Raw genomic sequence first — 18,447 nt, 5'->3', positions numbered from 1 at the left:
CTTTGTTTAAAGTTCAAGAAGTGGCCCCGTAGAGTGGATACATGAACACGGCACCCGCTTCCGCACCCACCGAGGAACCCCGCTGGCTCACCGACCGGGAGCAAGGCGTCTGGCGCTCGTACATCGAGGCCACGACCCTCCTGGAGGACTATCTCGACCGCCAGCTCCAGCACGACGCGGGAATGCCGCACGTCTACTACGGCCTGCTGGTGAAGCTGGCCGAGTCCCCGCGGCGGCGGCTGCGGATGACGGAACTGGCCATGCACGCGAAGATCACCCGCTCCCGCCTCTCGCACGCGGTCGCCCGCCTGGAGAAGCACGGCTGGGTGCGCCGCGAGAACTGCCCCTCCGACAAACGGGGCCAGTTCGCGGTGCTCACCGACGAGGGCTACGAGGTGCTGCGCCGGACCGCGCCGGGCCACGTGGCGGCGGTACGCCAGGCGGTCTTCGACCGGCTCACCCCGGAACAGCAGAAGTCCCTCGGCGAGATCATGCGGATCGTCGCCGAGGGACTCCAGCCGAAGGAAGCGGGTGCGGACCTGCCCTGGCTGCGCTAGACGCGACAGCCGGGGCAGGTCCGGGAGGCGTACGGGCGAGGCGTCCCCTCCTCGTCCGTACGCGGGGCCCGAAGGGGTTCCCCTGGGACGGTGACCGGTGTCAGTGGGCGACGACCGGCACCGCCACCTCGTCGTCGGCGGTCTCGGCGGACCCGGTGACCGCGGTGGTGCCCGGACGGCCGGCGTTGACGAAGGTCAGCGCGATGACCGCGGCCACGACGAGGATGCCGACGGCGAACCAGATCGCGCTGGTGTAGCCCTGCACCATGGCCTCCAGCTGGACCAGCTGCTGCTGGGACCGGCTCGTGGCACCGCCGAGGTGGTCGGCGAGGTAGGACGTGGTGGCCGAGGCGGCGATCGTGTTCAGCAGGGCCGTACCGATCGCGCCGCCCACCTGCTGCGAGGTGTTGACCATCGCGGAGGCGACACCGGAGTCCCGGGGCTCGACGCCCAGGGTGGCCAGGGACATGGCCGGCATGAACGCCGTACCCATGCCGAGGCCGAGCAGCAGCATCGCCGGCAGCAGCAGGGCCGCGTACGAGGAGCCGATCTCCAGCTGGGTCAGCAGCAGCATGCCGAGCGCGGCGACCAGGAAGCCCGGACCCATCAGCAGCCGGGGCGCGACCCGGGTCATCAGCCGGGTGCCGATCTGGGTGGAGCCCGTGATCATGCCCGCGATCATCGGGAGGAAGGCGAAACCGGTCTTGACCGGCGAGTAGCCCTTGACGATCTGCAGGTAGTAGGTCAGGAACAGGAACAGACCGAACATCGCGATGATCGCGAGGCCGAGCGAGAGGTAGACCCCACCCCGGTTGCGCTCGGTGACCACGCGCAGCGGCAGCAGCGGCGCCTTGACCCTGGACTCGACGACGACGAAGGCGAGCAGCAGCACCGCGGACGCCACGAACATCGCGACCGTCACGGCGTCGCTCCAGCCGTCGGACTCGGCCCGGGTGAAGCCGTAGACCAGCGCGACCAGACCGAGGGTGGACAGCACCACACCGGGGACGTCGAGCGGCGAGCGGTTGCGGCCGCCCTTCGGCTCACGGATGACGAAGTACGCACCGGCCGCGGCGACCACGGCGAACGGGATGTTCACGAAGAACGTCCAGCGCCAGTCGAGGTACTCGGTGAGGAAACCGCCGAGGATCAGGCCGACGGCGCCACCGCCACCGGCGATCGCTCCGTAGATGCCGAACGCCTTGGCGCGCTCCTTGCCGTCGGTGAACATCACGGCGAGCAGCGACAGCGCGGCGGGCGCGAGCAGCGCGCCGAAGACACCCTGCAGGGCGCGGGAGCCGAACATCATCGCCTCGTTGGTGGCCGCGCCGCCCAGCGCGGAGGCGGCGGCGAAGCCGGCCAGACCGAGGACGAAGGTGCGCTTGCGGCCCCACAGGTCGGCGATCCGGCCGCCGAAGAGGAGGAGACCGCCGAAGGCGAGGGCGTACGCGGTGACCACCCACTGGCGGTTGCCGTCCGAGATGCCCAGGTCCTGCTGGGCGGAGGGCAGGGCGATGTTCACGATGGTGGCGTCGAGGACCACCATCAGCTGGGCGAGCGCGATGAAGACGAGCGCTTTCCAGCGGTTGGGATCGACAGCACCGAGGGTGCTGTCCGGAGCCTTCGCGGCTGTTTGAGACATGGGGGTACCCACTTCGGGACTTCGTGACGGAAATTTCGGGACTGGGTGGAGAAAAAGGGCGTCGTGAAGGAGAGGCTCGTCAGCTCTTGTCAGCCCTCGTCAGCGCTGACGGCCAAGGGCGTCGGTATGCGGTCGGGACTCGGTCGGGACTCGTCAGTGCCAGGTCAGGGCCGGCGCAGATCCTCCATGGTGACGGCGGTGCCCGGCAGGACGGACGGGGCCGGGGCCCGCATCCCGTCCAGGAGCAGCTGCACATGCCGGTGGACGAAGCGGTCGAAGCGGTCGGAGTTCTCGCAACCGGTACCGGCCGGGGGCCGGCTCAGCTGGGAGATACCGACCAGCAGATCGCCGAACTCCACGTCGCCACGGAGCTGACCGGCCGCCTTGGCGCGGTCCATCAGCCGTACGACGAGGTTCTCGACGCGCCGCCGGGCCTCCTCCAGATCGGGGTGGTGCTGGTCGAAGGTGCTGGAGACCATCGGGCACAGCGCGCTGATCCGCTCGTCGGCGGCGGTGTGCGCGAAGCGCTCCAGGGCCTCGAAGGCGTCCCCGGTCTCCGCGAGCGCCTGCTCGGCCGCCTCAGCCGTACGGTCCATCACGGAACAGACGACCTCGCGCACGAGCGCGTCGCGATCGGGGAAGTTGCGGTACACCGTGGCGTTGCCCACGCCGGCCCGGCGGGCGATCTCGTCGAGCGGCACGTCCGGGCCGGACACGACGAACATCTCCCGGGCGGCGGTGACGATCCGCTCCCGGTTGCGCAGGGCGTCGGCGCGCGGCCGGGGCGCCTTGCGCGCTACGGGGGTTGCGGTCTGCACGGTGCGCTCCTGTGGTTGCTGCTTCGGTGTGGCGATCCGGGGAGAGGCTCCCCGTTTCGCGCGGACACAGGTCTAAACGGGGAGAGCGTCCCCGGTTATTTCCCTCCCTCGGGAAATCTTCTTGTGACCTGAATCACAAGCTACCGGCTGGAAACCGCACGATCGGCCTCTCCAGCGAGCGCCCGCGCACCCGGCGACGCAGGGTGATCGAGAGGGTGCAGCCGGAGACCGGCGGCTGCCGTGTGGAGCGGAGGTCCCCGCATGCAGCCGCAGCCGAGCAGACGCGCCATATCCCCGCGCCGCCTGGCCGCCCTGGCATGCGTGACCGCCCTGACCCTCGCCGTCAGCACCTCGGCGGGCAACAGCCGCCTCTCCCCCGGCGCCTCGGCCTCCGGTGCCGGATCCGGAGCCGTCCCGAGCGTCCTGTCCCGCACCTCCGCGCACGGCCCCTGCCTGATCAGCAGCACCCGCGAGGTCCAGATGTCCGAGGGCATCCCGACGGCACCCGGCTACACCCGCTCCACCGGCACGGTCCGCGCCCTCACGCTGATGATCGACTTCTCCGACGCTCCCGGCGAGGGTGACGCCCTCGACCGCTACCGGGAGTTCTTCCCGAAGACCCAGCAGTGGTTCCGCACCAGCTCCTACCGCCGCCTTGACTACCGCCCCGAGATCCCCGTCCCCGACTGGCTGCGCATGCCCAAGTCGTTCCGCGCCTACGGCATAGAGCGCGGCGCCCCCTTCGACCCCGGCTACCGCGAACTGGTCCGCGACATCGTGGAGGCAGCCGACCCCAAGGTGGACTTCCAGGAGTACGACCTGCTGAACGTGCTGGTGACCCCCAACGCGGGCCCGTCCGCCCTCGACACGGTCCTGTCCGTCACCTTCGCCGGCAACAGCCAAGCCCCGACCGCGGACGGCGTCCCGGTCGCCAACGCCTCCTTCGTCTACTCCCGCCAGGACGACGGCTCCGGGACCTACGGCGACACCGGCTACCGCGTGCTGCCGCACGAGAACGGCCACGTCTTCGGCCTGCCCGACCTCTACACCTCCGAGGGCGGCGGCGCGGTCGGCCACTGGGACATCATGAGCGAGGACTGGGGCGCCAACAACGATCTCCTCGCCTGGCACAAGTGGAAGCTGGGCTGGCTGGACGCGTCCCAGGTCCACTGCGCGGCCGGCCGGGGCACCAGGGAGTACACCCTCACCCCGCTGGCCCGGGAGGGCGGCCCCAAGCTCGTCTTCGTACCGCTGGACGGCCGGACCGGGTACGCCGTCGAGGTCCGCACCCAGGCAGGCAACGACGAGGCCGTGTGCCGCCCCGGCGTCCTGATCTACAAGGTCGACGCGAACGTGGACACCGGCATGGGCCCGATCACCGTCTACGACGCCCAGCGCGACAGCGGCGGCTGCACCCGCAGCCCGAACGTCCACGCGGAACTGTCGGACGCGCCGTTCAGGCAGGGGCAGAGCTTCGTGGACCGGGGGAAAGGGGTGCGGGTGACGGTGGTGGAGGTGCCGGAGGCGCGGGCGGAAGCGGCGGGGGAAGACGGAGAAGGCGGGGAGGACGCGGAGGGGGAGGTGCGGGGCAGTGGGGAATTCCGTGTGCGGGTTTCCCGGGAGGAGGGCGTGGAGGCACGGGACTGAGGTGAGGGGGAAGGGGCCGTACACCGGCGTACCGGCAGCACCGGCCCGGTACCGGCGTACAGACGCGGGTGGGCGGCGCCGAGCGGACTACCGTAGGCCTGCCGCGATCGCCGTACCGGAGAACCGATGCCCGCCAAGACCACGCAGGACGCCCCCCGGGAGGAGCCCGGTGACCTCCGGGAGGAGCCCGGCGACCCCGGCCGGCTCGGCGCGGGCCGACGGGGTGATGCCCCGCCCGAGGCGGTCACGCCGCTGCTCCGCGGGATCGCCGTACTGCGCCGTCTGACGGACGCACCCGACGGGACGCTGAGCCTGAGCGCGCTGGAACGGTCCACGGGTCTCGCCCGCTCCACCGTCGACCGGATCACGTCCACCCTCGCCCGCATGGGCTACGTCCGCGTGGACGGCCGGGACGTCACGCTGGCCCCCCGCCTGATGGAACTGGGCAACGCCTACCTGGCCGCCCTGCGCCTGCCGTCACTGCTGTCCGGCCACGCGGACGCCCTGGCCGACGAGTTGGACGAGTCGGTGTCGCTGGCGGTCGCCGACCGCGACGGCATCCGCTTCATCCACCAGGCGACCCGTCGCCGCGCCATGTCCCTGAGCTTCCGCATCGGTGACCTGCTCCCGGCCGAACGCACGGCCCCGGGCCCGCTGTTCGCGACGGAATGGACGGGGCAGGACTGGGCGGCGTGGCGGGAGCGGATGTCGGCGGACCCGACGGACCGCACCTTCCCGGCGGTCCCACCCCGCGAACACGAAGCTCCCGACACGGACTTCGAGCGCCGTACGGCGGAAGCGGCGAGGAACGGCTGGGCCCTGGACGACCAGCTGATCGAACCGGGCCTGGTGGCGGTCTCGGTACCCGTACGGGATCCCGCGACGGGCCGGATCGCGTGCGTGGCGAGCGTGGTGAGCCACACGAGCCGCCACACCGCACAGGACCTGCGCGCCTCGCTCCTCCCCCACCTGCGCACGGCCGTGTCCGCCATGGAGAACACCCTGCGCACGGCCCCGCCCCCCTCCCCCGGGACGTCCCCCTCGAACCTGGCGACCTGGACGACGGCGTCCAAACAGGAACTGGGCCGCGACTTCGTGGAATCGCTGGCGCGCGGCCTGACCGTACTCACCGCGTTCGACGAAGGCAGGCCGGAGCTCACCCAGTCGGACGTCGCGAAGGCGACGGGCCTGGCGAGAGCAACGGCCCGCCGAGCCCTGCTCACGTACGAGCACGAGGGCTTGGTGAGGGCCGAGGAGAACCGCTTCCGCCTGACCCCCCGGGTCCTCGGCCTCGGCTTCCCTCCCCTGTCCCGCACCACTCTCCCCCGCATCGCCCAGCCCCACCTCACCGCGCTGGCGCACCGCACCCAGGAGTCGGCGTCGCTGGCGATCCTGGTGGAACCGGGCGAGGAGATCCAGTACACGGCGAGGGCGTCCACGCCCCGCGTCATGAGCGTGAACATCACGGTGGGCACCCGCCTCCCCGCCTACGCGACCTCCCTGGGCCGGGTCCTCCTGTCCGCGACCCCGCCGGAGCACCGCACACTGGGCCCCCTCCGCCCCCTGACCCCCCGCACGATCACGGACCCCTCCACCCTGACCCGGACCCTCGCCACCATCCACTCCCAGGGCTACGCCCTGGTCGACGAGGAGTGGGAGGAGGGCTTGCGCTCCCTGGCGGTCCCTGTCCACGACCGCACGGGCACAACGATCGCCGCGGTGAACATCTCCACCCACGTCTCCCGCCACACGACGGACTCCTGCAGGGCCCGCCTCCTCCCCGCCCTCCGCGAGACCGTCACCGCCATCGAAACCGACCTCCACACCGCCGGCCGCTTCACCCCGATCCCCCTGACCTGACCCCCCACCCCACGACGAGCCATCCGGTACCCTGACGCCTGTGGTCACCACGACCACGGGCCACCACCATGGCCTGCCTTCGTAGCTCAGGGGATAGAGCACCGCTCTCCTAAAGCGGGTGTCGCAGGTTCGAATCCTGCCGGGGGCACAGCTTGCGCCGCAGGTCAGAGCAATGCAGGGCCCTTCGTTTATTCGAACGGGGGGCCTTGTTCGTACCCAGAGTCCATATAGAGTCCACCTCCGATGCCGACCAGGAGCGCCACGAAGTCGTTCGTGGTGCCGTAGTCGATGCCGCACGCCACCCACCGGGTGATCTGCGGGAGTTCGTGCACGACATGCCGGGAGTCGTCGAGCATGTCGTAGATCAGGTGGACCGTAAGCGGGCCTCGGTGGCCACGGCGATGGCGTCCCGTCCGAGGCCCTGTGCGGCGAGGCGGCGTACGGTCTGGCTGTCCTCTTCGGTGACCGGGCGGTGGCCGCCGTTGAGGCCCATGGTCACCTCCGGGCATGAAGAAGGCCCGACCGTACGGGGAGAACGGCCGGGCCAGATCAGGGGTGGGTCAGCAGCTCTCGGTGTCCTTGACCGCGAACAGGGTCACCTTGGTGTCCGTGGGGTGGGTGCCGGCTTCGGGCTCCTGGCTGCACACGACCCAGTTGCGGTCCAGGACCTGGAGGCGGTTCTGGCCGCTGGCGTCCTGGTCGTCGAGGAAGTAGAAGCCGGCGCCTTGCGCTTCGTCTTGTGCGGCCTGGAGGTCCATGCCGACTAGGTCGGGGAGCTCCGCCGTCTCGGCGGCTCCGGTATCGGTGTCGGTGTCGCCGGCCGTGTCGCTCTCGGCGGTCTCGGCCTCGGGGCTCGGCTCGATGTCCGTCTTGGCCTGGTCGTTGGCCTCTTGGCTGGAGGTGTCGGGCTTACTGCTGCCGGTGTCCTCGGTGCCTTCGCAGGCGGTGAGGGTGAGCAGTGCTGCGGCGGTGAGGGCGCCGATGGTGTAGCGGATGCGCATGGTTCGTCCCCCAGGGATGGTTACTGAGGGGCCAGGATGCTGTGTGTGTACGTACGATGTTTGCGTTGTGTCTGTTTTGTGACGAACGGGTCCGCGCAGAGAGAGCAGCCAGCAGCAACCCGCACAGGGTGAGCGATTCAGGTTGGCGCCCTGCGCGGACGTGTGTGGGTACGCACATGGCCCCCGCGCGGGTGGGAATGCAACTACGGGTGCAGTCAGCGGCTACGGCTGATCGTCCGGGTCCTCCAGCAGGTTCTCCAGGTTCACACTGCCGTCTTCGTTCCAGACGCCTTGGTCGTCGAGGTGCTCATGGAAGTCGATCAGCGAGTAGTCGTCCTCCTTCACGCCGTCGCAGGCCTCCGGCTTGCTGCGGTCGCCCTTCGGCCGCTCCTCGATTGCGGCGATGCAGTCCTCGACGACATCGTCGTACGTCGGCCGGAAGAGCAGCCAGCCCCCAAGAGCCACTGCGACCACGACGACCAACGAGCCGACGATGACTTGCCATCTCTTGAACATGGTGTCCCCCAGGACTGCGCGAGGCCCGGATCGTACTGCTACGCCCGGTCCGCGTGTATGGGATAGGTGCAGGTCGTTACGGGGCTACTTGGGACGGGGCTACTTGGGAGCGGGGAGCTTGCCCACCCAGGTGCGGTTGCCGGTTGTGCCCGTCCGGGACGAGGGCGGGAAGTCGGTCTTCTTCGCTCGGGGGCGTCCGGCTCGGGCTTGACCGGGATGGCGGCATCGGGCAGGCGCAGCCCGATACAGATCGCGGACAGGAGCCACAGGGCGGCGAGGCCGAGGGCGAAGTTCGTGGTCCATGGCAGGCCCTTGACGGATCCGGCGACTGAAGCGACGAGGACCAAGCGCAGCAGCCGCCCCCAGCGATCCGGGCGGCGATCCCCCGGCTGATGGCGCTGGAGCCGGTCCAGATAGCGATCCAGACGCGCTGACATCCACTGCGAACGTGAGACGGCCTGCGTCTCTCGTCAGAGCGGCCGGCCCTCGAAGGGGCCGCCGGAGCTGGGAGTGAACGTCGCGGCGAGGTCGTACTGCGCGATGCCGAAAGGTCGAAAATCGGCATCGGCAAGGATGCGGTAGAGGAACTCAGAGGTGGACATGTCGTACCGGTGCCATGCGTCACCGTCATCGGACCGCGCAAGGATGGGGTAATCGCCGGGCCGCTCGGCGTCGATCAGCCAGAAGTACCCGTCGGCCCATTCGGTGGAGCCCCAGGGGACCAGCCCCTTGCCGCCCGGCGCGTAGATCGTGAAGGGGTCGACGGCGGAGACGTCTCCGAACTTGTCGTCCTGGTCGGCCGACAGCCAGGCCCGCCACTGTGTCAGGAAGTCGAACGAGACACCCTCGTCGCGCCCCAGAAAGTAGACGGAGTCACTGAAGACGCCGCCGCCGAACGCCTCGTAGAGCTCCTTGTAGTCCGCGGGCAGCGGGACCCCCAGCTCTCCTTCGATCGCCGCCCAGTCGACGGAGATCCCGAGCGGTTCCCACCCGGTCAATTCGATCACTCGCTGTACCCACGTACGACCATCCCCTTCGATCGCCGCCCAGGGCCGCGCGGCGTCCCGTGCGTCCCCACGTGTGACACGGAGAAGAGGGTCCCTCCAGGAAGCTCCCTCCGGCGGTGCATCCGGCGACGGTGCAGCCCGCTCCGCCACGAGCACCACCAGTTGTTCGCCGTCCCCGGCCCGGATCACACCGCAGCCGATCCACCGATTGCCGGACGCCCATCCGCGCATCTCGACCAGTTCCCCGGCGAAAGGAACAAGGAGCGGCAGCCCGGTCCGCTCGGTCACCGTCGGATCGACGTAACCGCCCATGACGAGGTTGCGCAGCTGCCCGCACCAACGGCTGAACTCCTTGACGAGAGTGGACAGGCCGATCGCGTCGGAAACCTCCAGGCATACATGCCCCGCCGGGTGCCCGGACCGGCCGCACACCAACTCCCGCCCGCCCGGCCGGACCAAGGAGGTAACGGCGTCGAGCAGTTCCTGTTCGTCCATGGCCAGCGAGTGAAACACATGCCGCCGACAACGAGCCGCTGACCTCGGGCTTCTCCTGGACAGACGAAACGAAGGGCGCGTGCTCCTGCGTCACACGGCGGGCTGCCGACACCAGCTGTGTGGTGGAGTCCTACGGAACCTGGCGGTAGACGTCGCGGCGGTTGCCGACGGCCAGGACCCACACGATGAGTTGGCCGTTCTCGACGGTGTAGACGATGCGGTAGTCACCAATCCCGAGGCGCCAACGAGCGTTGAGCCCTTGGAGGGCTTTGATGTCGAACGCAGTCGTGTCACCCGCGTCCATCGCCTTCTGAAGTTCAGTGAGGCGATACAGAATACGCAGGGCATCCGGGCGCGGGATTTTGAGCATGTCCCGCTGGGCGTACGGCGTGAAGCGCGTGACGTGCCCCACGGTCAGTCCTCATGGGCCCGGAGCAAGGCGGCCATCTCTTCGAGCGAGACCGACCCTTCCGTACCCTCGGACTCGGCTTCGTCGGCCAGCCGGTTGAGCCACGCCTCTTCGGCCTCTTCGGCGATCTGCCGCAGGCGCTGGTACTCCTGGATGTCGATCACGACAGCTTCATGCCTGCCGCGCCGGGTGGTGATCGTCGGGGTTTCCTCCCGGCGAGCGCGTTCGATCACGTCGGCGAGGTGGCTGCGGACCTGGGCCATGGATTCAACCACCGGATCACTCATGTCATTGATGTAACAGATGTACATGAGCCTCATCCCCTGTCGCCCCCGCGACCGGTTGGGCCACTCCGGTCACCGTCCGCCGCCCGCCCGGCCCGCGTGCCCCGACGCCGCCGCCTCCACCATCACGTCCCCGGCCGCCGTCCGCACGTACAGCACCGAGCGCCCCGCCCTGCCCCACCGCTCCACCAGCCCCGCATCCAGCAGCACCCGCAGATGCCGGCCCACCGAGCCGAGCGCCTGCCCGGTCACGGCGACGAGATGGCTCGTACTCATGGGCGAGGCGAGCAGCACGAGCACCCGGGCACGCGCGCTGCCGAGCAACGCCCCCAGCCCCACCGGCACCGCCGCCGGCCCGCCCCCGCCGTCCGCGAGCGCACCCGTGCACGGATACACCAGCGCGTACCGCTCCCTGCCCTCCCACGACACCCACCCCACCCGCTGCGGAGTCACCGGCACGAACACCAGCTCGGCACCGGAGATCTCCCGCGGCGGGAACTCGTGCAGGTTCACCTGGAGCCGGTTCCCGCCGAGCCACCGCGTCCCCGGCCGCAGCGCGTCCAGCGCCGCCGCCCAGCCACTGCGCCCGACCTGCGCGACCCGCGCGACGACATCCGCCTCGAGCACACGCCGACGCCGCTCCCAGCAGGGGCGTACGGCCTCCTGCCAGACGTACGTCAGGAGCCGCGCGGCGAGGTCCGGCAGGTCGTCCCGGTCCAGGGCGCCGGGCAGCGGACCGCCGAGGGAGAGCCGCAGGTGCCCGCGGGCGTCCGCGCCGGACACCGCGCGCACCCGCGCGACCTCCTCCTCGAAGCCCTCCCCACCGCGCGGTGTCGGCGTCAGGAAGTCCGCGATCCACTCCGCCCCGAGCCCGGACCGCACGAGCAGCGCGAGCACGGGCTCGTCGGCCAGCAGGTGTCTGTAGGCGGGCAGATGGGCGGTGAGCCACTCCCGCTCACCGGGGTGCGCGGCGTCGGCGGTGTGCAGCAACCGCAGACCGGCGAAGGTCTCGGCGAGCGGCGACAACACGAACCGGCTTCCGGCGAGCGTGTCCGCGCTGACCTGCCACCACCCCATCCCGGCCCCCTCCCGGACCCGTCGGACTCGTCCCGCGCCGTCGGACCTTTCGCGCCCGTGCGAAACATTAACGACCGCTCCCCGCCGCTCCTCAGACTCCCCGCATGCGCAGCTACAGGGACCTCTTCCGCACCCCCGAGTTCGCCCCGCTCTTCGTCTCCGCGTCGGCCCAGACGGTGGCCCAGACGATGGGCGGCCTGGCCCTGGCCACGCTGGTCCACGCCCGGACCGGCTCCCCCTCCTGTCCGCCCTGAGCATGTTCGGACCGTCCCTCGCCCATGTCCTGGGCGCGACGCTCCTGATGTCCGCCGCCGACCGCCTGCCGCCCCGCGCGGCGACCACCGTCGTCTCCCTGACCTACGCGGCCGGCACCGCCCTGCTGGCCCTCCCCGTCCTGCCCCTGCCCGCGGCGTTCGCCGTGCTGCTGCTCATGGGCCTGACGGCGTCCGTGGGCGGGGGAGTCCGCTGGGGCCTGCTGAACGAGATCCTCCCGAAGAACGCCTACCTGCTGGGCCGCTCCCTCTTCAACATGATGAGCGGCCTGATGCAGATCACCGGCTTCGCGGCCGGCGGGCTGCTGCTGACGGCCCTCTCCCCGCGTCTGTCGCTGCTCCTCGCGGCCGCCCTCTACCTCACGGCGGCCGTGACGTCGGCCGCTGGCCTGAACCGCCGCCCGCCACGCGCCACCGGCCGCGCCACCGTCCGTACCACCTGGCAGACGAACCGCACCCTCTTCTCCTCCCCGCGCCGTCGCCGCGTCTATCTGGCCCTGTGGATCCCCAACGGCCTGATCGTCGGCTGCGAGGCCCTCTACGTCTCCTACGCCCCCGGATCAGCGGGCATGCTGTTCGCCTGCGCGGCGGCGGGCATGCTGATCGGCGACGTGACGGTCGGCCGCCTCCTGCGGCCCGCCCGCATGGCCCTCCTGGCGACCCCCCTGCTGGTCCTCCTGGCCGCCCCGTACCTCCTCTTCGCCCTCACGCCACCCGTCCCGCTGGCCGCAGCACTGGCCCTCCTGGCCTCGATCGGGTTCGGCGCCGGCCTGATCCACCAGCACCACCTCACCAGCCTCACCCCCGCCACCCTGACCGGCCACGCCCTGGGCCTGCACTCCTCCGGCATGCTCACCCTCCAGGCCCTCGCAGCAACCCTGGCGGGCACCCTGGCCCAACTGACGTCCCCGGCAACAGCGATGACGACCCTGGCCCTGACATCCCTGACGGTCACAACAACCTTGTGGCGAGCAGACCACCGCGCCGGCAAACCGGCGAAGCCACAGACTCCCGCGGACCCGCAGCAACTCCACGACCACGATCACGCGTGAGGTCTCCCCCGTTCCCCCCTCCTCCCCAGCCACCCCCGACAGCCCCACCGCGCAAGCGCTCCGACCGCCAGCGACACGAGGACAGCACCCGAGTCGATGACATGCGGCAACCCGGGAAAGAACCCGAAGAAGGCAAGCCCCGCGCCAAGCCCGCCGACGAACGCCACAACCCCGGCCCGCCGCAGACGCACGTCATCGGCCACCTGCACACGCTGCCCTTGCTGCTCGGTCATGATCGACTCGCTCACTTGGTGATGTGATGGCACTGCGTCACGCGCCGCACCCCGTTGACATGAAGATGCGCGCACGCCTTGCCGTAACGAGGCAAGGTCTGGGGAGAGTTGCTGCGCATGGGGTCGATCTTGCATTCGCGGTGGGTCTTGCCGCGGGAGATGCGATAACTGCGGTTGTTCGTGTCGGCGTAGGCGAAGTCGATGCGCCAGTTGCAGAAGCCGCTGTTGAGAGCGCCCACGAACCCGCAGTCGACACCGGCGTTCTGATAGCTGATCTTCCTGCCGCTTCCGCGGATGATGTGGGTGAACATGCATCCGGTCGGCACCTTCATCGTCGCGCCGCCGACGCTGTACTCGAAGGTGCGGATCGGTGCGGAGCCGACCGCTGAGGCGTGTGCCGCCGACGGGACAGTGGAGATGAGTGTGCCTGCGGCGGCCAGTGCGGTGGTCAGGCGCGCTACGTACGACAAGATCAAGGTGATCCCCTCCTGGTGTTTTCTGCGAACACCGGGACAACCATGATCGGCGTCAGTCGGTTGCCGGATTCCCGGCCGGTTCACCACCTCAGGTGATCATGAGATCAATGTGCTGACCTGGAGAAACGTTCCTAACCTGGTCACTCCTCCTCGTCCTGCGGGATCTCGCCCTCCAGCAGGCGTTCCGCGATGTCGTCGGCCCATTCCTGGGCCCAGCGGCGGAGGTTCTCGAGGGCGGTGTAGTCGAGACCGTGGGTGCGGAACTCCGTGTCGTCCAGCCAGTCCGTGCCGGTGAGGCGCAACTGGAGCTCGGTGAGGTCGAAGGTCTCGGGGGCGTGGCGGCGTCCGAGTTCCTCCAGCTCCAGGTGGCTCCAGCGGTCCGCGGCGGCGTGGACGTCGACGAGGTCACGGGGCAGCCCCCGATCCGCCAGCGCCCTGACCTTCGTACCGACGAGATCCTCGAGGGAGAGCGTCGGCCCGGCCTCCGTCATCACCGGCGGCCGCCACAGCACCTCCTTGCGAAGATCGACGCAGCACTCCTCACCGCCCGCGGGGTCCCGCACGACCAGCCGCGCCGCCAGCGGATCGACCTCCGCACCCCGCACCACCCACCCGCGCGCCTCCAGCCCCGCCCGCACCCCGTCGACGATCTCGCCCATCGCCGAGGCGTCCTCGGTGGCCACGTCCACACCCCGGCTGAACCGCTCCACCAGCCCATGCGCCCGCACGGCGTCACCCCCGGCCAGCACAAGGCCGTACGGCGCGCCGACGGCAAGAAGATCCCCCCGCAGCCGCTCATGCACTGCGTTCGTCCCGGCAACCGGTGAGGCCATGCTCCGATTATCGCCCGCGCCCCGCCGACCTGCGGAGACGACGGGGCGGACGAGTGAGGGGACCATCAGCGGGAAGGGCTGATCCTTGCAGCGGGGAGGGCTAATCCTTCCGCGCGACCCCGCAGTACGCGTCCACGTCGGACGGCCCGCCGTCCCCGCCCTCCGGACGCCACTGCGGCACCCGCACCACACCCGGCTCCACCAGCGTCAGCCCGTCGAAGAGCCCGGCGATCTCCTCCACACTCCGCACGTGATACGGCACCGCCCCGCTCTCCTTGTACGCCGCCGCAGCCGCGATCATGGGCTCACTGGTGGCCGTACCGTCGCAGATCACCAGGTAACTTCCCGACGCGAGACCCGACATGAGCCGGCGCACCAGCGCACGCGCCTCCTCGTACTCGGCGACATGACCGAGGGTGTTGAGGATCATGAGAGCGACGGGCTGCGAGAAATCGAGCGTCCCGGCGGCGGCCCGCAGCACCGACTCGGGGTCATGGAGATCGGCGTCGAGATACGCGGTCCTGCCCTCGGGCGTACTGGTCAGCAGCGCGTTGGCGTGCGTCAGCACGATCGGGTCGTTGTCGACGTACACGATCCGCGCGTCCGGAGCGACCCGCTGCGCGACCTCGTGCGTGTTGTCGGCGGTCGGCAGCCCCGTCCCGACGTCCAGGAACTGCCGTACTCCCTGCTCACCGGCGAGATACCGCACGGCCCGTCCGAGGAACTGCCGGCTGGTGACGGCGACGTCCACCAGCCCGGGGAAGATCTCCTTGATCTGGTCCCCGACCTCGCGGTCGATCTTGTAGTTGTCCTTGCCGCCGATGAAGTAGTTCCAGAACCGCGCCGAGTGCGGCCTCGTCGTATCGATCCGCGCACGTGTCTCGAAACCGGCACTGTCCTGAGAAATGTCCTCCGACACGGCTGAGCCTCCTGTGGGTGTGCGGTGACCAGTGCACCCAACCTATGTGAACTCGTCGCCGTCGCACTGCCGTTGCGGGAGAAGACGGGTCAATCCGCCCTCTCCTTGGCCTTCCCGATACCGACCCCCACCGCGACGCCGACCGGCATCCCGAGCGCCAGGCCCAGCCCGATGTTGTCGAAGGCGGTCAGCCCGAGCATCAGTCCCACGGCGGTGCCGAGCGACAGCCCGATCGAGATGCCCAGGCTCAGTGCCTTGCTCGGCGCGTTCTCACCGTCACGTTCCCCCGGATCACTGTTCATCGCCCCATCATGGCAAGCGGCCCGGCACGCCACCGACCCGCCCGCACGTCACACACCCCGGCTGCGTGACGTGCCGGACGCCGATGACATGCTCGCTGCTCATGAGGCCCATCCGTGTCCCCATTGCCGCTGCTGCTCTGCTTCTTGCCGCACTGGCGGCCTGCTCGCCACCCCCGCAGCCGGAGGGCAGCTCCGGGCCGGACCCCTTGAAGAGATACGCGCGGGCGGACCGCGTGGAGATGCCGGAGCTCTCGGGCAGGAGCGTGGACGGCGGCCGGGTGAGCCTCAAGGCGCTGCGCGGGAAGGTCGTGGTGGTCAACGCATGGGCGTCCTGGTGTGCGCCCTGCCGGGCCGAGGCTCCGGGGTTGTCCCGCGTGCACAAGGAGCTGTACGACAAGGGCCTGCGGGTGGTCGGCGTGAACGCGGACACCTCCCTCTCGGCAGCCGGCGCCTTCGAGAAGGAGGCGGGTCTCGCCTACCCGAGCCTGCACGACCCACGGGGCCGCCAGCTCCTGCGTCTGCCCAAGGGGCTGGTCAACCTCACCGCGTACCCGTTCACCATCGTCGTGGACCCGGAGGGCAGGGTCGCGGCGACACGGATCGGGGCGATCACCGAGACGGAACTGAAGCGAGCGATCACGCCGCTGCTGCCCGCCTAGGTCCTCGTCACTGGCCCACCCGTCCGTCGACGCACTCACGCAGCAGGTCGGCGTGGCCGCAGTGGCGGGCGTACTCCTCGACCCGGTGCACCAACAGCTCCCGCACCGTGATGCCGTCCTTCCCCACCCGCTCGCCCAGGTCCGCGTACCCGGCCAAGGCGGCGTCGGTCGCGGCCTGCTCACGCTCCAGGTCCTCGTACGCGGCGTCCACCACGGCCGGATCGGCGACGGCCCCGTCGAAGTCCGCGTCACGCCTGCCGTACAGCTTCGGCAGCGGGTCACCGTCGGTGATCCAGTTGCGCCAGTCCCGCTCCACCTCGGCGAGGTGCCGGAGCAGGCCGAGCAGCGACATCGTGGACGGCGGAACCGAGCGCCGGGCCAGCTGCCCGGCATCCAGCCCCTCGCACTTCATGCGCAGCGTGATGCGGTAGTTCGTCAGGAAGTCCTGAAGCGTCGCGAGTTCGCCGTCCGGACTGCCCCCATCGCTGTTACGGGGATCGTCGTCCGGGTCGGCCCACATGTCGGGGTACACGGTCGCCTGGCTCCAGCGCACGGGTCGGTCGCTCATGACCTGCATGCTCACCCGGAAGCCCCCGGGACCGCCACCGGGTTTGCGGAGCCGACGGAGCTACGGGCGTGGTGCGGCGGTCCTGCGGCAAGTCCGGCAGAGGGTCTTTCTCAGCGCCTCAGCCTGGTCGAGAAGCATCGGCGTGACGCTGTACGTCCCGACTCCCTGAGTGGTGTTCCCCAGTTGTCCGGAGCCCAAGTCCGCGCAGTCCTCGTAGAGGTGGTAGCGGTCTCCTCGCTCAGGCACGTAGACGTCACTCATGCCGGCTCCTTCGTTGGAGACGTCCGGAAGGCCCCGGAACACAGGCGAGATGGAAGATCCATCCTCCCGGGCCGGTGCGGACGGTGTGAAGAGGCATGACGCGCAAACGCCGCCCTGATCAAGATCGGTCCGTGGCCGTCTCAAGGAGCAGGAGAGCCGGCTGCGGCATCCGACACTCTCGCACGGCTCAGAGACGGCCCGCCCGGGACGGAGCCGATCCGGTCGTGGAGGAGGACCGCTTCGGGGCGGCCGTGGATCGTGCCACCGGTGTCCGCACAACCTTCCCCTCCCGGCGTGTGTCTAGTTGCAGGCGGCACGTACCACGCCGCAACGAAGTCAGGAGCACCTCATGTCCAGCAATGCGCTGATGACCTTCAAGAGCCACATCGAGGGCAGGAACGCCGACGTGGCCATCTATCACGACCGGGTCGAGTGGGCCCGAGCCCGCGGTATGAGCGCCAAGAAGCTCACGGCCGGCCTCCTGACCGGCGGCGCGTCGCTCCTGGCCACGGGGGTCCGCAGCTCCGACGCGGGGACCGAGATGATCCCGGTCAAGAGCATCTCCAGCGTGGTGACCAAGCGTGACGGCCTGATGTACACCAAGGTCGTGGTCGTGGCCTCGGGTAACAAGATCGAGTTCCGTGTGCCGCACGACTCGGCTCCCGGCATCAAGGCGCTGCTTACAGACCTGGTGCTGGGAAAGGTCCCTTCCCCTGACCAGGCGCCTCCTGTTGCTGCTCCCCCTGTTCAGGCGGCCCCCGCGCCGCAGGCGAGTGCGCCTGTTGAGCAGTTGCGGCAGCTGGCGGAGCTGCGGGATGCGGGCATCCTCTCGGAGGAAGAGTTCGCGGCCAAGAAGGCGGAGATCCTCGCCCGTATGTGATGCGCGCCAAGACGGTGAGTGCGAAACAGACAGGCGGCGTCGCCGGTTGGTTCCAGGTCGGTGGAGTACCCATGGCCGAGCAGGCGAGACCGGCGATGTCAGCACGCGCGCGGGTCGTTCATCGCGTACGGCTAGCATCCCCCGCATGACGATTGCAGAGAACAGCGGTACCTCTCCCCTCGATGTCGAGATCGACGCCCTGGGCGGCGGTTCCGCGCGGCTCGGGCAGTACGCCGGGCAGGTCGTGCTCGTGGTGAACGTGGCCTCCAAGTGCGGGCTGACGCCCCAGTACTCGGGGCTGGAGCGGCTGCACGAGCGGTATGCCGAGCGGGGGTTCACCGTGCTCGGGGTGCCCTGCAACCAGTTCCTCGGGCAGGAGCCGGGCAGCGCGGAGGAGATCGCCGAGTTCTGTTCGGCGACGTACGGCGTGACATTCCCGATGACCGAGAAGGTCGAGGTCAACGGGGCCGGGCGGCATGAGCTGTACGAGCGGCTGGTCGGGTTCGCCGACGGTGAGGGGCACAGCGGGGACATCCGCTGGAACTTCGAGAAGTTCCTGATCGGGCGGGACGGCAAGGTCGTCGCCCGGTTCGCGCCGCAGACCGAGCCGGAGTCGGACGAGGTCGTGGCGGCGGTGGAGAGCGCCCTCGCCTGAACGGCCCGCCCGACTTGACCTTGC

At 70.0% G+C, this 18,447-nt stretch carries 21 protein-coding genes, 1 tRNA gene and 1 pseudogene; 9 read left to right on the top strand and 14 right to left on the bottom strand.

Annotated elements, in window-relative coordinates; all coding sequences use genetic code 11:
• Positions 1-41: 41 nt before the first annotated feature.
• Complete coding sequence (locus tag AB0412_RS19815; RefSeq protein ID WP_366403869.1) at positions 42-557, top strand: MarR family transcriptional regulator; 516 nt, start codon at positions 42-44, stop codon at positions 555-557.
• 100 nt (positions 558-657) lie between these two features.
• Here AB0412_RS19815 and AB0412_RS19810 read toward each other — a convergent pair whose 3' ends face one another.
• Together AB0412_RS19810 and AB0412_RS19805 are read right to left on the bottom strand one after the other, a co-directional pair.
• Positions 658-2,199: an MFS transporter gene (locus AB0412_RS19810; protein WP_366403868.1), complete on the bottom strand. Its 1,542-nt coding sequence runs from the start codon at positions 2,197-2,199 to the stop codon at positions 658-660.
• A 164-nt stretch (positions 2,200-2,363) separates the two neighbouring features.
• A complete protein-coding gene (locus AB0412_RS19805; RefSeq protein ID WP_366403867.1) occupies positions 2,364-3,017 on the bottom strand; it encodes a TetR/AcrR family transcriptional regulator in 654 nt (217 codons plus the stop codon).
• A 261-nt stretch (positions 3,018-3,278) separates the two neighbouring features.
• On the opposite strand from AB0412_RS19805, the gene AB0412_RS19800 reads away from it, so the two are divergent.
• The 3 genes from AB0412_RS19800 (at position 3,279) to AB0412_RS19790 (ending at position 6,672) form a co-directional block, all read left to right on the top strand.
• The gene (locus AB0412_RS19800) at positions 3,279-4,664 is read left to right on the top strand and encodes a M6 family metalloprotease domain-containing protein (protein ID WP_366403866.1); all 1,386 of its coding nucleotides are present in this window, start codon (positions 3,279-3,281) and stop codon (positions 4,662-4,664) included.
• 126 nt (positions 4,665-4,790) lie between these two features.
• Positions 4,791-6,524, top strand: coding sequence for an IclR family transcriptional regulator C-terminal domain-containing protein (locus AB0412_RS19795; RefSeq protein ID WP_366403865.1), 1,734 nt, complete (start codon positions 4,791-4,793; stop codon positions 6,522-6,524).
• A 75-nt stretch (positions 6,525-6,599) separates the two neighbouring features.
• Positions 6,600-6,672: transfer RNA gene (locus AB0412_RS19790), tRNA-Arg, on the top strand.
• 216 nt (positions 6,673-6,888) lie between these two features.
• On the opposite strand, the gene AB0412_RS19785 is transcribed toward AB0412_RS19790, so the two are convergent.
• From AB0412_RS19785 to AB0412_RS19755, 7 genes are all read right to left on the bottom strand, one after another.
• Positions 6,889-7,017 (bottom strand): hypothetical protein, encoded by a 129-nt coding sequence (locus tag AB0412_RS19785; RefSeq protein WP_366403864.1) that lies wholly within the window; start codon positions 7,015-7,017, stop codon positions 6,889-6,891.
• A gap of 67 nt (positions 7,018-7,084) precedes the next feature.
• Positions 7,085-7,525 carry a PASTA domain-containing protein gene (locus AB0412_RS19780; RefSeq protein WP_366403863.1) on the bottom strand — a complete coding sequence of 147 codons (441 nt, stop codon included), beginning with the start codon at positions 7,523-7,525 and terminating at the stop codon, positions 7,085-7,087.
• Positions 7,526-7,747: 222 nt separating this feature from the next.
• Complete coding sequence (locus AB0412_RS19775; RefSeq protein ID WP_366403862.1) at positions 7,748-8,041, bottom strand: hypothetical protein; 294 nt, start codon at positions 8,039-8,041, stop codon at positions 7,748-7,750.
• 470 nt (positions 8,042-8,511) lie between these two features.
• The gene (locus AB0412_RS19770) at positions 8,512-9,543 is read right to left on the bottom strand and encodes an SMI1/KNR4 family protein (RefSeq protein ID WP_366403861.1); all 1,032 of its coding nucleotides are present in this window, start codon (positions 9,541-9,543) and stop codon (positions 8,512-8,514) included.
• Between the two features lie 130 nt (positions 9,544-9,673).
• The gene (locus tag AB0412_RS19765; protein WP_366403860.1) at positions 9,674-9,955 is read right to left on the bottom strand and encodes a type II toxin-antitoxin system RelE/ParE family toxin; all 282 of its coding nucleotides are present in this window, start codon (positions 9,953-9,955) and stop codon (positions 9,674-9,676) included.
• 2 nt (positions 9,956-9,957) lie between these two features.
• The gene (locus AB0412_RS19760; RefSeq protein WP_366403859.1) at positions 9,958-10,239 is read right to left on the bottom strand and encodes a type II toxin-antitoxin system Phd/YefM family antitoxin; all 282 of its coding nucleotides are present in this window, start codon (positions 10,237-10,239) and stop codon (positions 9,958-9,960) included.
• A 69-nt stretch (positions 10,240-10,308) separates the two neighbouring features.
• Entirely contained in the window at positions 10,309-11,313 is a 1,005-nt protein-coding gene (locus tag AB0412_RS19755; RefSeq protein ID WP_366403858.1) for a winged helix-turn-helix domain-containing protein, read from the bottom strand.
• Positions 11,314-11,417: 104 nt separating this feature from the next.
• Between AB0412_RS19755 and AB0412_RS19750 the strand changes: the two are divergent.
• Positions 11,418-12,637: pseudogene (locus tag AB0412_RS19750) on the top strand (MFS transporter).
• A 101-nt stretch (positions 12,638-12,738) separates the two neighbouring features.
• A complete protein-coding gene (locus AB0412_RS19745) occupies positions 12,739-12,897 on the top strand; it encodes a hypothetical protein (RefSeq protein ID WP_366403857.1) in 159 nt (52 codons plus the stop codon).
• Here the strand turns inward: AB0412_RS19745 and AB0412_RS19740 are convergent.
• From AB0412_RS19740 to AB0412_RS19725, 4 genes are all read right to left on the bottom strand, one after another.
• Positions 12,882-13,346 (bottom strand): hypothetical protein, encoded by a 465-nt coding sequence (locus AB0412_RS19740; RefSeq protein ID WP_366403856.1) that lies wholly within the window; start codon positions 13,344-13,346, stop codon positions 12,882-12,884. The genes AB0412_RS19745 and AB0412_RS19740 overlap by 16 nt on opposite strands.
• 140 nt (positions 13,347-13,486) lie before the next feature.
• Positions 13,487-14,179 (bottom strand): nucleotidyl transferase AbiEii/AbiGii toxin family protein, encoded by a 693-nt coding sequence (locus tag AB0412_RS19735; protein ID WP_366403855.1) that lies wholly within the window; start codon positions 14,177-14,179, stop codon positions 13,487-13,489.
• A gap of 100 nt (positions 14,180-14,279) precedes the next feature.
• Positions 14,280-15,098, bottom strand: a complete 819-nt coding sequence (locus tag AB0412_RS19730; protein WP_366403854.1) for an SAM-dependent methyltransferase — start codon at positions 15,096-15,098, stop codon at positions 14,280-14,282.
• 89 nt (positions 15,099-15,187) lie between these two features.
• Positions 15,188-15,400, bottom strand: coding sequence for a hypothetical protein (locus AB0412_RS19725; protein ID WP_366403853.1), 213 nt, complete (start codon positions 15,398-15,400; stop codon positions 15,188-15,190).
• A 101-nt stretch (positions 15,401-15,501) separates the two neighbouring features.
• Here AB0412_RS19725 and AB0412_RS19720 point away from each other — a divergent pair, with 101 nt between their 5' ends.
• On the top strand, positions 15,502-16,059 hold the full coding sequence (locus AB0412_RS19720) for a TlpA disulfide reductase family protein (protein ID WP_366403852.1): 558 nt from the start codon (positions 15,502-15,504) through the stop codon (positions 16,057-16,059).
• A 7-nt stretch (positions 16,060-16,066) separates the two neighbouring features.
• On the opposite strand, the gene AB0412_RS19715 is transcribed toward AB0412_RS19720, so the two are convergent.
• Positions 16,067-16,636, bottom strand: a complete 570-nt coding sequence (locus tag AB0412_RS19715) for a DinB family protein (RefSeq protein WP_366403937.1) — start codon at positions 16,634-16,636, stop codon at positions 16,067-16,069.
• A gap of 601 nt (positions 16,637-17,237) precedes the next feature.
• Here AB0412_RS19715 and AB0412_RS19710 point away from each other — a divergent pair.
• Together AB0412_RS19710 and AB0412_RS19705 are read left to right on the top strand one after the other, a co-directional pair.
• Positions 17,238-17,768: an SHOCT domain-containing protein gene (locus AB0412_RS19710; RefSeq protein WP_366403851.1), complete on the top strand. Its 531-nt coding sequence runs from the start codon at positions 17,238-17,240 to the stop codon at positions 17,766-17,768.
• A 145-nt stretch (positions 17,769-17,913) separates the two neighbouring features.
• The gene (locus AB0412_RS19705; protein ID WP_366403850.1) at positions 17,914-18,423 is read left to right on the top strand and encodes a glutathione peroxidase; all 510 of its coding nucleotides are present in this window, start codon (positions 17,914-17,916) and stop codon (positions 18,421-18,423) included.
• Positions 18,424-18,447 lie beyond the last annotated feature (24 nt).

It is taken from the genome of Streptomyces sp. NPDC052012 (assembly GCF_040689265.1).
In the GTDB taxonomy this organism is placed as follows: domain Bacteria; phylum Actinomycetota; class Actinomycetes; order Streptomycetales; family Streptomycetaceae; genus Streptomyces.
Note: the sequence above shows the minus strand (reverse complement) of the source record. Positions and strands in the feature narration are given on the sequence as shown.